Origin of the sequence: Rufibacter psychrotolerans (assembly GCF_016924645.1) — a bacterium.
In the GTDB taxonomy this organism is placed as follows: domain Bacteria; phylum Bacteroidota; class Bacteroidia; order Cytophagales; family Hymenobacteraceae; genus Nibribacter; species Nibribacter psychrotolerans.
Window position 1 is genome coordinate 1 of sequence record NZ_JAFFJV010000018.1, and the last position, 11,587, is coordinate 11,587.

The window sequence follows — 11,587 nt, forward strand, 5'->3', positions numbered from 1 at the left end:
GGGTCTGGGTGTATGGGTTTTTTGTTTGGGGTTATTTTATATTTTGGTTCTGGACCGTTTAGGGCCTGTTTTGCTGAAAACAGGCCCTAAACGGTCCAGACCACTTTCCTGCCAAAAAAGCAGGTAGGCCGGTGCCCTGTTCTATTTAAACCGGCACGAAAGCAGGGTGATGTCATCGGCGAAGGAGGCGCCGTTGCTGTAGTGGTTGATTTCCTGCAGGAGCTGCCGGTGAATGTTGCGGGAACTCACGAAGCGGCAGTCCTGCAACACCCTGATGGTGTTCTCAATCCCGAACTCGTCTTCCTCCTGGTTAAAGACCTCGGTCAGGCCATCGGTGTAGCAGAACACGAACGAGTTGTGCGGCACCACCACCTTGGTCACGTTCAGGAAAGGCAGCTCGTCAAAGATGCCCAGCATGGTGCAGCCGTCTTCCAGCAGGCTGTAGGTGTTGTTCTCGTACAGCAAGATGGAGGCATTGTGGCCGGCGTTCACGTAACTCAGCTCGCGCGTGGCCCGGTTATAGAGCCCCAGAAAGCAGGTGATGAACTTCTCGGCGATGGCGTTGCGGTAAATCAGGTCGTTCAGCTCGCTCACAATGGTGTTGAGGTTGGTGGTCTGCCGAAGGATGGTGCGCAACCCCGCCTGGAAATTAGACATCAGGAGCGACGCCGGCACGCCTTTGCCCGAGACATCGGCCACGCAGAACAGAAACTGGTCTTTGTCAATGGCGATGTAGTCATAGTAGTCGCCCCCAATGGAGGAGTGCGGAATGTAGGTGGCGTGAATGGTGACGTCTTTGTTGTTGGGCAGGGCCTTGGGGAAGAGCATGTTCTGCACCTCGCGGGCAATCTCAATCTCCTTGCGCATGGCTTCCTGGGCCAGGCGGTGACGCTCCAGGCGCCGGTTTTCCATGGCCACCAAAATAATGTTGCTGAGCGTCTGCACAAAGCTGAGCGCCCCCAGGGTGGTGTAATAGGCGTTCACGTTCCCAATCATCACAAACGCCAGAATGCGGTTGTTGTGCATGATGGGGATCACGGTCTCAAAGTCCTGCCAGCGCTTGTCAATGTCAATGGTGGCCAGCGAGGTAATTTCGCGCAGGGCGGTGATGGCGGGCGGCAGCTCAATCTCCCTGAAGTTGTGGTCGGTGCCGAAGCACACCTTGCACTCCCACTCCTCGTCATGCAGGAAGAGCGACAGGCGCCGGATGTTCAGCTGCGCCAGCAGCGTGAAGTGGTAGATCTTGTAAAGGGCCTCCTCAGGCAGGTTGTTGTTGATGGCCTTGGTGATTTCCAACAGGGCAGCCAACTCCAACTTCTTCAGGTTTAACTCCTGCTCAACTGTAGGAAACTTCAGTTCTGACATTCGTGGTTCTTTCTTAGTAGCTCAACGGTGCAAGGTACCCATAAAAAGCTAGGAAACGAGCCTGGGCCTGCCGCAAGGTTAGTACAAAATAACTAAAAAAAGAGGCGCTGCTGCTCCATTTCCGTATTAATTCATCCGCCACTCCCCTTTTGGGGAGGAAAGCACGGGCAGCCGCGCACTGGTCCTATAACCCAGAAAATGCCCCAAGGTTTTCACCGCCCCGTGGTTTTCCCCTTTTACCGGGAGTTATGGGCGAGCAGCCCGGCTTTAGAAGCCAGGAAGAAATAGGCGTGGCCTTCCCGCGCAAAATGGTCGGGGTCAAACGGTACTTCGGTATCCTGGTCGGGGAACAGGCACTTGATGTAGTTCATGCTGATCAAGCCCCTGAGGGCCTCCCGGAAGGCCGGTTCGGGCAAGCCCGTTTTCTGCTGCAATTCCTTAAAAGAGGTCACAAAATACAGCTCGTCTAAAATATCAAATTCTTGGTCTGTCATGCGGTCTTAAGTTGGCGCCCCTTCCAGTGGTAGTTTCCTTTGAGCCCCAGCAGGGCGGTGACCACCACGTAGGGAACGTACACGAGTTGTAACAACCAGAGCAGCGAAAGTAGCTTCTTTTTACCGAAAAAGCCCAGCACCTGGTGCAAAAGCCAGGCATCGGGCCCAAGCTTTAGGGCCATCACCAGCAGGGCGGCGGGCCAGGTCCAGCCTCCGGTGAGGGCAGCCAGCAGCGCCCCCAGCCAGGCCAGGTTGGCCCCCAGCACCACCAGCGCCAGCCCCCTGGACGCCCCGGAGGTGTAATGCTTCCACTTGCTGGCCCACCTGATCCGTTGCTGGAAGAACTGCGGCAACGACGCGGCGGCGGGCGTCTGCACAATGGCTTCCTTCGCCTTCAGAAAGGCAATCTGGCCCTGATAGCGCTGGTGTATCTTGTGCAGCAGGAACTCATCATCGCCGGAGGGAATCTGCTCGTTGCCCTTGAAGCCCTCCACGGCCAGGAAGGCCGCTTTCTCATACGCCAGGTTGGCCCCGTTGCACATGGTAGGTTTCTGCACGGCAATGGAGGCAGCGCCCACCCCAATGAGGGCCGAGAACTCCAGGGCCTGCAACTGCTGCCAAAGATTGGCCAGCGGCGCATACCGCACCGGCCCGCTGATCAGTTTTGGGGCCTGCTGGTGCCGCGCCTGGTTAAAGGCCCGGAGCCAGTGCGGCGGTACCCGGCAGTCGCCGTCGGTGCAGAGGATCCACTCTCCCCGGGCCTGCCCGATGCCCACTTCCACTGCCGCCTTTTTCTGCCTTTTTCCCGGAAAATGGCTCAAAAACAAGAGCTGGACCGGCAGGGTACTCTGCTGCTGAAACTGCCTCACCAGGGCTGGCGTGGCGTCGGTGGAATGGTCGTCTACCACCAGCACCTCAAAGTGCGATGCGGGGTACTGCTGCCGCTCCAGGTCCTGCAGGAGGGCCACTATGTTGCGAGCTTCGTTCCGGACGGGAATGATGACGGAGAAGAAGGCGGGCGGGGTATGTTCTTCAAGCTTTTGCTCAGGAAGGCTGCGCCAGGCCCAACCCGCCCGCAGCACCACGGCCGCGTAGAGCCCCACCACCAACCAGACCAGGAGCATCAACGCGCGTTGGAGAGTTTAAGCGGTAGCACAAAAAGCAGCCCCAGAGCACTGGGCAGGGCAATGTTGAGGGTCCAGAGCGATAGGCTGGCGCCCAGCACCAGCAGCGGGTCCTGCCCCATGAGGCCAAAGAAGTGCATGGCCGAAAGCTCCCGCATGCCAATGTCGGCCAGGGCGTTGATAGAGGGCACAATGGATTTCATCAGGAACGTGCCCGCCACTCCCCAGATGTACTCCTCCGGACGCAACTGCACCCCAAAGGCCCACAGCAGGGCAATGAACTGGGCCATGAACACCAGGTACCGCACCACCGAGATGAGCAGCACCTTTCTGATCTCTGCGGGCCTGTATTCCCCAATCACGGCGAAATAGTGCACCCATTTCTGAAGAAACTTGACTTTTTCCAACACGCCAACGGCACCCTTGAAACTGAACAGCAGGGCCAGGGCCCACCCGTTCAGCAGAAACAACGCGGCCAGCAGGGAAACCCCCACCGGCGAGGCCAGCGGAACGTAGTACTGGTACACAAAGTACCCCAGCGCCCCCGACCCAATCAAAACGGTGGCAAACATCTGGCACAGCCGGCCCAGCAGAATGGCGCCAATGGCATCGGCCCGGTCGCGCTGGTGCATGGTGAGGATGCGGCCGGCGTAGTCGCCCACGCGGTTGGGCGTCACAAAACCCAACGTGAGCCCCACCAACACCGAGCGGTAGGCCTCGAGGAAGGAAAATTGTTCTATTTTTTTGGAGAGGAACTGCCACTTGGCGGCTTCCACGCCCCAGTTGAGGGGCAACAGGGCGGCGGCCACGCACAGGGCGGCCCCGTTGGTGAACCAGACCTGCCGCAGCGTGCCCCAGGAAAACACCGAGTGCTCGCTGGCCTCCAGAATGGAGAGGCGCAGGTAGTACAACGTAAGCCCCAGCACCAGCAACTTGCCCAAGACCACCAAAAGACTTCCTGGTATCAGGAGTTTGGTTGATTGTTTGTACTTTTGCACTTTATGATTCATTCTTCTGCGCCGCTGCTCAATAACAAACTAATTCTGGGGGTAGACCCGGGCACCAACGTCATGGGCTACGGCCTCATTGAGGTGACCGGTTCTAAGGTGACCGTGCTGCAATATGGGGTACTTCACCTGAAAAGTTACAGCAACCACGCCGTTAAGCTTAAAAAAATCTTTGACGCCACCCTGCGCCTCATTACGGAATACCTGCCCGATGAGATGGCCATTGAGGCGCCGTTTTACGGCAGCAACGTCCAGTCTATGCTCAAACTGGGCCGCGCCCAGGGAGTGGCCATTGCCGCCGCCCTGTCGCGCGACATTCCTTACGTGGAATACGCCCCAAAGAAAATCAAACAATCGGTGACGGGCAACGGGAACGCCTCCAAAGAACAGGTGGCGGCCATGCTGCTGCAGATCCTCAAGATTCAGGAAGCGCCCAAGTTCCTGGACGCCACCGATGCCCTGGCCGTGGCCCTTTGTCACCATTACACCCAGGGCGGTAACCAGAAAGCCGGCGCAAAGTCCTGGAAGGCATTCCTGACCGAGAACCCCGACCGATTGTCAAAGTAGTTGTTAGTGATTAGTTGTTAGTTGTTAGTGTTAGTGGGTTATAAATCTGTTGGGTCCGTTTTGGGCTTGTTTTACTGGAACCAAGCCAAAAACGGACCCAACAGATTTTTGGAAACAAGCCCAAAACGGACCCAACAGATTTTATCAGTTTAGTAAATCTAAAACGATAGACTAATCACTACGAACTAACAACTAAAGTGCCTGCCGGATCTTCTCGGCAATCTCCTCCATTTCCTCGGGTTCCAGCTTTTGCTTGGGGTTGCTGAAGTTCATGTCTGAGATCTGGTTGAGGGGCACCAGGTGCACGTGGGCATGGGGCACTTCCAGCCCTACCACCGCCACGCCTACCTTCTTGCACGGAATGGCTTTCTTCACCGCCTGGGCCACTTTCTGGGAGAACTTGTGCAGGTCAGCGAGGGCCTCTGGATCCAGGTCAAAGATGTAGTCCACGGGTTCTTTGGGGATGACCAGCGTATGTCCTTTCACCAAGGGAAACACGTCCAGGAACGCCAGGAAACGGTCATCTTCCAGGATCTTGTAGGCGGCCACCTCGCCCCTGATGATTTTTGAGAATATTGTTTCCATGGGCGGTATTAACGGGAAATTTCCAGCACCTCAAACTTCAACTGACCGGCGGGCACGGTGATCTCCGCGATCTCCCCCACCGATTTGCCCAGCAAGCCTTTGCCAATGGGCGACTTCACCGAGATCTTGCCGGCGGCCAGGTTGGCCTCCTCCTCGGCTACCAGGGTGTAGTTCAGGATCATGTTGTTGCCCAGGTTCTTAAGCTTCACTTTAGACAGAATGAGCACTTTGCTTAAGTCAAGGTTAGACTCGTCAATAAGACGGGCGTTGCCTATCACTTCCTCCAGTTTGGAAATCTTCAGCTCCAGGTGCCCTTGGGCATCTTTGGCCGCGTCATATTCAGCGTTCTCACTCAAGTCCCCTTTGTCACGGGCTTCCGCCAGCTGACGCGCTACTTCCGCACGGCCTTTGGTCTTCAGTTCATGTAACTCTTCCTTGAGCTTCTGCAATCCTTCCGGGGTGTAGTAAGATACTGTTGCCATATTCTTAATGGGTTAGTACAATGATTAAAAAAGAAGAACGGCCTTCCTGTCTGGAGACCGTTCTTATGCTAAGGTACCACAATTTTTGAAAACAACATGAATTGGGGACAATATTTTACGTTTTGGTAACGGGCTTGGCTTGGGGCCAAACAGTTTTTGAAAAGCGGCAAAACAGCCCGTTTTAGGCCTATTTTTGCGAAAGCAGGGCAAAAACTTGGCCCGGCTGGCACAACCATACGCTTTAGCCCCTATTTTTACGGCCTATGTCAGAAGCCACCGAACCTCTCTTCAAGCTTGCCGCGGTAGACATAGGGTCTAACGCCGTAAGATGCCAGATTTCCAATGTCTTCAAGTTTGCCGACCGCACCCTGTTCAAGCGGGTGGAGTACATCCGGTACCCCATGCGGCTGGGCGAGGATGTGTTTGCCACGGGCGTTATCTCGCGGCAAAAGACCGACAAGTTCATTAAGCTGCTGCATGCCCTGCACCTGCTCATGCAAGTGCACGAAGTGGATGACTTTATGATCTGCGCCACCTCGGCCATGCGCTCGGCCCAGAACGCCCCCCAAATCCTGGAGGAGATCCAGGAAAAGCTGGGCCTGCAGATTCAGGTGATTGACGGCACCACCGAGGCCGACCTCATCAACCTGGTCATCAGGCAGCAGTTGGACAGCCACAACTACCTGCACATAGACGTGGGCGGCGGCAGCACCGAGTTCAACATCTACGTGAACCGCATGAAGGTGGCCTCGCAATCGTTTGAGCAGGGCTCCATCCGGCACATGCAGGGTGAGGACTCGCAGGAGATGTGGCAGGCCATGCAAAACTGGGTCATTGAGAAGTCCCGGCTGTACCACCTCTCCTACGCCATTGGCACCGGCGGTAACATCAACAAGATCTATGACATTGCCCGCCAGGGCGACGGCTTGCCCATTTTCCGCGACCAGATAGAGAAAGTAGTGGAGCACATTGCCAGCCTCTCCATGGAAGAACGGGTGAAGGTGCTGCTGCTCAACGCCGACCGCGCCGACGTGATTGTGCCGGCCGCCGAGATCTACCTTTCGGCCATGCGCTGGGCCAACCTGGACTGCATGCTGGTGCCGCAGGTGGGCCTGAAAGACGGCATGCTGCAGTCGCTCTATGAGCGCCACCAGGCCAAGACCCAGCACCATTTCAAGCTAGATTTTTAGAAATTAGCCATAAATCAAAAGGGGCAGTTGATCTTCAACTGCCCCTTTTGATTTGTATTAACTTTTATACGCTGTTCTGATGCAATGCGTACGACGTTACGAGTAACGTCGCTACTGAATACTTGATACGTAGCGTCGTTAGGTGTAACGACGTCATCCGGCAGGATGAAAGGGCGCTACCTTCCTTGTGTTAGAACTTTTAGGCAAGAAACCGCCTACTATCAGCGGCAGTTCTACACTATATACAGCTTCTACACTAAGGTTACCGCGCAGGCCTAAAACAGGCAGACCTCGGCGGGCACCTCGGGGCTCAAGTGGTAGAACTCCCGGTGCATGTTGAAGATGGGCTCGCCCTCGGCGGGCTGGCGCTTGATGTAAGAGCCGTCTTCGCGCATGATGTAGGTATTCTGGTTGTCCATGAGGTTGTAGCGCAGAATGTTGATGGTCTGGCGCTTGAGGTCTTCGTGCACAATGTAGAACAGGGCCTCAATGCGGCGCTCAAAGCTGCGCACCATAATATCGGCGCTGCCGCCCAGGACCAGCGGGTCTCCGTTGTTGTGGAAGTAGAACAGGCGCGCGTGCTCCAGGTACTCGCCCACAATGGAGCTCACCTGGATGTTCTCGCTCAGCCCTTCGCGGCCCGGCCGCAGGCAGCAGATGCCCCGCACAATAAGCCTGATCTGCACCCCGGCCTGCGAGGCGGCATAGAACTCATCAATCACGTCCTTGTCTTCCAGCGAATTGATCTTGATCACAATGCCGGCGGGCAGCCCCAGCTCAGCGTTGCGCGTTTCCTGCCGAATCAATTCAATCAGCTGCTGGCGCATGTCTTTGGGCGCCGTGATCAGGTACTCGTAGTTCTCGGGGTACGAGTGGCCGGTGATTACGTTGAAGAACTCAGACACGTCGTGCGCGTAGACCTCGTCAGTGGTGAGCAGGCTGATGTCGGTGTACATGCGGCTGGTCTGCTCGTTGTAGTTCCCGCTGCCAATGTGCACGTACCGCGTTACCTTCTCGCCCTCCTTCCGGATGATCATGAGCATTTTGGTGTGCGTCTTGTACTTGCTGATGCCGTAGATCACAAAGCAGCCGGCTTTCTCCAGCTTCTCGCCTTCCTTGATGTTGCGCTCTTCGTCAAAGCGGGCCTTCACCTCAAACAGCGCCGAGACGTGCTTGCCGTTCTCGGCCGCCTTGAGCAGGGCCGCCGTCACGCGCGAGTTCTCGGCCAGGCGGTAAATGGTCTGCTTGATCCCCAGCACGTACGGGTCCTCGGCGGCTTTCTCCAGCAGGGTCACAATGGGCTCAATGCTGTTGTAGGGGTGGTGCAGCAGCACGTCATGCTCGCGCAGGTACTCAAAGATGTTGTCCATGGCCCCGGGCGGCAAGGTAGGCGACGGTACCGGTGCCGGCGGCCGCTGGATCTTGTTGGCGAAGTGCGGGTGCTTGATGATCTGCCACAGGCCCTTCAGGTCAATGAGCCGCTCAATGGAGAAGACGTTGCCGTTGTCAATGTTCCAGCGCTCCTTCAGGATCTTCATCATGTAGGGCGAGGGCGCGCGCTCCACCTCCAGGCGCACCACCCGGCCTTTCTTACGGTTTCTGAGCTTCTGCTTTACCTCGTGCACAAAGTCCTGGTCCATGTCATCGCTTTCCTCCAGCGTGAAATCGCCGTTGCGCGTGATGCGGAACAGGTTCACCGACTCAATCTCCACGTTGCGGAACAGCTTGTCTATGTTCCACCGGATAATCTCCTCAATGGGCACGAAGATGATCTTGTTTTTGCGCGAGATTTCAAAAAAACGGGTCAGATTCCCGGGGATCTGCACAAACGTGATGCGGTTCTGCGGCTTGGCTTCCTCTGAGGTGCGGGTGACCACGCCAAAGATGAGCAGCTGGTTCATCATGAGCGGAAACCCGTGGTAGCTGTCATACACCATGGGCGTGAGCAGCGGGAAGATGGTGTTCTTGAAATAGGCGGCCGCCTTGTGCTGCTCGCCCTCGGTGAGGTCCTCTACCTTGCAGATGTTGAAGCCGTGCTTCTCAAAATCGGGGCGCAGCTCCTCGTAGGCCTGGCACTGGTCGCCCACGAAGCGGTGCGCCAGGTCCATGAGCTTCTTACGGAAGGGCAACTCGCGCAGGCCCGAGTAGTCAATGCGCTCTTTGCCGTAGTCTATGTAATTGTACAAGCTGCCCACCCTGATCATGAAGAACTCATCCAGGTTGGAGGCCGTGATGGCCAGAAACTTCAGCCGGTCAAAGAGAGACGTATCAGGGTTTCGGGCCAGATCCAGTACCCGGTAATTAAACCGCAACCAGCTCAGGTCACGACTGATGTAGTTACTTCTCCGGATTTGCTCCGATGCCTTGATAGAATTCATAAGCAGGTGGTCAACTTCTCCTTTTGCGCGCTCTTTATGTATAGGTACTGTTTCTTCTTTTGCTAAGATAGCAGCTTTTTCTGCCTGGGTGCAACAGAAAAGCCTGCTGGAGGCAGGCTTTTCTTAGTGGCATTTGCAAACGCTTATACGTCTACCCGGGCGTATTTGGCGTTGCGCTCAATAAAGTCGCGGCGGGGGGCTACCTCGTCGCCCATGAGCATGGAGAACAGGTGGTCTGCCTCCGCGGCCGACTCAACGGTTACCTGCTTTAAGCTGCGGGTGTCTGGGCGCATGGTGGTTTCCCACAGCTGCTCAGGGTTCATCTCGCCAAGTCCTTTGTAGCGCTGCACGCCCACGCTTTCGTCTTTGCCTTTGCCCAGTTCGGCAATGGCCTCCACGCGGTCCTGCTCGGTCCAGCAGTAGCGCTCCTCCTTGCCTTTCTTCACCAGGTATAGCGGCGGCAGGGCAATGTACACGTAGCCGTTGTCAATGAGGTCGCGCATGTAGCGGAAGAAGAACGTGAGGATCAGCGTACGGATGTGAGAACCGTCCACGTCGGCATCGGTCATGATGATGACTTTGTGGTAGCGCAGTTTGGTAAGGTTCAGGGCCTTCTCGTCCTCAGGGGTACCGAAGCTCACGCCCAGGGCGGTGATCATGTTCTTGATCTCCTCGTTCTCGTAGATACGGTGCTCCTGGGCTTTCTCCACGTTCAGGATCTTACCGCGCAACGGCAGAATGGCCTGGAACTTACGGTCGCGGCCCTGCTTGGCCGAGCCGCCCGCCGAGTCACCCTCTACCAGGTACAGCTCGCAGTTCTCAGGGTCGTTGTCAGAGCAGTCGGCCAGTTTGCCGGGCAGGCCCGAGCCGCCCATCACGTTCTTGCGCTGCACCATCTCGCGGGCCTTACGGGCCGCCAGACGCGCCTGCGCCGCCAGAATTACTTTCTGGATAATGATTTTGGCTTCCTTGGGGTTTTCTTCCAGGAACTGGTTCAGGATCTCGCCTACTACCGTGTCCACGGCGCCCATTACGTCTGAGTTGCCCAGCTTGGTCTTGGTCTGGCCCTCAAACTGCGGCTCGGCCACTTTGACGGAGATGACGGCGGTCAAGCCCTCGCGGAAGTCATCGCCCTGGATCTCCACTTTGGCTTTCTCCAGCATACCGGAACGCTCGGCATACGCTTTCAACGTACGCGTCAAAGCTCTCCGGAAACCGGCCACGTGGGTACCACCCTCGTGGGTGTTGATGTTGTTGACGTAAGAGAAGATGTTCTCTGTGTAAGACGTGTTATAGTTGAGGGCAATCTCCACGGGAATACCGCCTTTTTCGCTCTCCACGTAAATGGGCTCGGGAATGAGGTTCACACGGGTTTCCTCCAGGTAGGCCACAAACTCGCGCAGACCACCCTCAGAGTAGAAAGACTCGCTCAGGTATTCGCCGGGGGTTACTTCCTCGCGAAGGTCGGTCAGGTTGATTCTGATGCCTTTGTTCAGGAACGCCAACTCGCGCAGGCGGCTGGCCACGGTCTCGTATTTGTATTCTGTAACGGTGAAGATGCTGGCGTCTGGGTGAAAGTGCACGGTGGTACCGGTTCTGTCTGTGGTACCAATCTCGCGCACCGGGTAGGCCGGCACCCCAATGTTGTAGTGCTGCTCGTACACCTTGCCGTTGCGGTGAACGGTCACGTGCAGGTCGGTGGAGAGGGCGTTCACGCAAGAAACCCCCACGCCGTGCAACCCACCCGATACCTTATAGGTGTCTTTGTCAAATTTACCGCCGGCGTGCAGCACGGTCATGACCACCTCCAGGGCCGAACGGCCTTCTTTCTGGTGGAAGTCTACCGGAATACCGCGGCCATTGTCTGAAACGGAAATGGAATTGTCTGTATGAATGGTGACGTTGATCTCGTCACAGTGCCCGGCCAGGGCTTCGTCTATGGAGTTGTCTACCACTTCCCACACCAGGTGGTGGAGACCTTTGATGCCGATATCGCCGATGTACATGGCAGGCCGTTTACGCACCGCCTCCAAGCCTTCAAGCACCTGGATACTGTCTGCGGAATAGGCGGTCATGTTATTTTGTTCGATGTCACTCATTGAGTTTTCGGTGGATTATTAACATGCAAAAATACCAAAATTTATCGGGTTTTGCCAGCGTCTGGGCCTTAAATATAGCACTTGGTGAATTATTTATTTTTAGACCCGCCGGGCGGGCAAATACCCGCTTTTCTGGCGTACCAGGCCACGCGCCCCCGCCTGCCAGGGAACTCCTCAGGCAAGGCCTCTCCCCTAACCTGCCCCGCCATTTGCCGGTTTTCGGCCCCGGCTTATAGCAGGGCTGGCCGGCCCCTTTCTAAAAATGGTACAGCAACGGATTGCCTGGCGCCCCGCGG

10 protein-coding genes are annotated in these 11,587 nt (G+C 56.4%); 2 read left to right on the plus strand and 8 right to left on the minus strand.

Annotated features, from left to right (window positions below; all coding sequences use genetic code 11):
* Window positions 1-141: 141 nt before the first annotated feature.
* From JT718_RS16555 to JT718_RS16570, 4 genes are all read right to left on the minus strand, one after another.
* Entirely contained in the window at window positions 142-1,365 is a 1,224-nt protein-coding gene (locus JT718_RS16555; RefSeq protein ID WP_205503902.1) for a PP2C family protein-serine/threonine phosphatase, read from the minus strand.
* A gap of 236 nt (window positions 1,366-1,601) precedes the next feature.
* Window positions 1,602-1,859: a hypothetical protein gene (locus tag JT718_RS16560; RefSeq protein ID WP_205503903.1), complete on the minus strand. Its 258-nt coding sequence runs from the start codon at window positions 1,857-1,859 to the stop codon at window positions 1,602-1,604.
* A complete protein-coding gene (locus tag JT718_RS16565) occupies window positions 1,856-2,983 on the minus strand; it encodes a glycosyltransferase family 2 protein (RefSeq protein WP_205503904.1) in 1,128 nt (375 codons plus the stop codon). The genes JT718_RS16560 and JT718_RS16565 overlap by 4 nt, the downstream gene beginning before the upstream one ends.
* Window positions 2,983-3,993, minus strand: a complete 1,011-nt coding sequence (locus JT718_RS16570; RefSeq protein ID WP_205503905.1) for a lysylphosphatidylglycerol synthase transmembrane domain-containing protein — start codon at window positions 3,991-3,993, stop codon at window positions 2,983-2,985. The genes JT718_RS16565 and JT718_RS16570 overlap by 1 nt, the downstream gene beginning before the upstream one ends.
* Between JT718_RS16570 and ruvC the strand changes: the two genes are divergently transcribed.
* On the plus strand, window positions 3,985-4,557 hold the full coding sequence (ruvC, locus tag JT718_RS16575) for a crossover junction endodeoxyribonuclease RuvC (RefSeq protein ID WP_205503906.1): 573 nt from the start codon (window positions 3,985-3,987) through the stop codon (window positions 4,555-4,557). The two genes, JT718_RS16570 and ruvC, sit on opposite strands and share 9 nt — an antisense overlap.
* 192 nt (window positions 4,558-4,749) lie before the next feature.
* On the opposite strand, the gene JT718_RS16580 is transcribed toward ruvC, so the two are convergent.
* Together JT718_RS16580 and greA are read right to left on the minus strand one after the other, a co-directional pair.
* Window positions 4,750-5,142: an HIT family protein gene (locus JT718_RS16580; protein WP_205503907.1), complete on the minus strand. Its 393-nt coding sequence runs from the start codon at window positions 5,140-5,142 to the stop codon at window positions 4,750-4,752.
* A gap of 8 nt (window positions 5,143-5,150) precedes the next feature.
* The gene (gene greA / locus JT718_RS16585; RefSeq protein ID WP_205503908.1) at window positions 5,151-5,624 is read right to left on the minus strand and encodes a transcription elongation factor GreA; all 474 of its coding nucleotides are present in this window, start codon (window positions 5,622-5,624) and stop codon (window positions 5,151-5,153) included.
* Window positions 5,625-5,887: 263 nt separating this feature from the next.
* Here greA and JT718_RS16590 point away from each other — a divergent pair, with 263 nt between their 5' ends.
* Window positions 5,888-6,814, plus strand: a complete 927-nt coding sequence (locus tag JT718_RS16590) for a Ppx/GppA phosphatase family protein (protein ID WP_205503909.1) — start codon at window positions 5,888-5,890, stop codon at window positions 6,812-6,814.
* A gap of 275 nt (window positions 6,815-7,089) precedes the next feature.
* Here JT718_RS16590 and ppk1 read toward each other — a convergent pair whose 3' ends face one another.
* Window positions 7,090-9,192, minus strand: a complete 2,103-nt coding sequence (ppk1, locus tag JT718_RS16595; protein WP_205503910.1) for a polyphosphate kinase 1 — start codon at window positions 9,190-9,192, stop codon at window positions 7,090-7,092.
* A gap of 143 nt (window positions 9,193-9,335) precedes the next feature.
* Complete coding sequence (gene gyrB, locus JT718_RS16600; protein WP_205503911.1) at window positions 9,336-11,291, minus strand: DNA topoisomerase (ATP-hydrolyzing) subunit B; 1,956 nt, start codon at window positions 11,289-11,291, stop codon at window positions 9,336-9,338.
* Window positions 11,292-11,587 lie beyond the last annotated feature (296 nt).

What these genes read in the sequence shown, in the direction of transcription:
- JT718_RS16555 (WP_205503902.1), bottom strand. Translation starts at nt 1,365, where the DNA reads ATGTCAGAACTGAAGTTTCCTACAGTTGAGCAGGAGTTAAACCTGAAG.
- JT718_RS16560 (WP_205503903.1), bottom strand. Translation starts at nt 1,859, where the DNA reads ATGACAGACCAAGAATTTGATATTTTAGACGAGCTGTATTTTGTGACC.
- JT718_RS16565 (WP_205503904.1), bottom strand. Translation starts at nt 2,983, where the DNA reads ATGCTCCTGGTCTGGTTGGTGGTGGGGCTCTACGCGGCCGTGGTGCTG.
- ruvC (WP_205503906.1), top strand. Translation starts at nt 3,985, where the DNA reads ATGATTCATTCTTCTGCGCCGCTGCTCAATAACAAACTAATTCTGGGG.
- JT718_RS16570 (WP_205503905.1), bottom strand. Translation starts at nt 3,993, where the DNA reads ATGAATCATAAAGTGCAAAAGTACAAACAATCAACCAAACTCCTGATA.
- JT718_RS16580 (WP_205503907.1), bottom strand. Translation starts at nt 5,142, where the DNA reads ATGGAAACAATATTCTCAAAAATCATCAGGGGCGAGGTGGCCGCCTAC.
- greA (WP_205503908.1), bottom strand. Translation starts at nt 5,624, where the DNA reads ATGGCAACAGTATCTTACTACACCCCGGAAGGATTGCAGAAGCTCAAG.
- JT718_RS16590 (WP_205503909.1), top strand. Translation starts at nt 5,888, where the DNA reads ATGTCAGAAGCCACCGAACCTCTCTTCAAGCTTGCCGCGGTAGACATA.
- ppk1 (WP_205503910.1), bottom strand. Translation starts at nt 9,192, where the DNA reads ATGAATTCTATCAAGGCATCGGAGCAAATCCGGAGAAGTAACTACATC.
- gyrB (WP_205503911.1), bottom strand. Translation starts at nt 11,291, where the DNA reads ATGAGTGACATCGAACAAAATAACATGACCGCCTATTCCGCAGACAGT.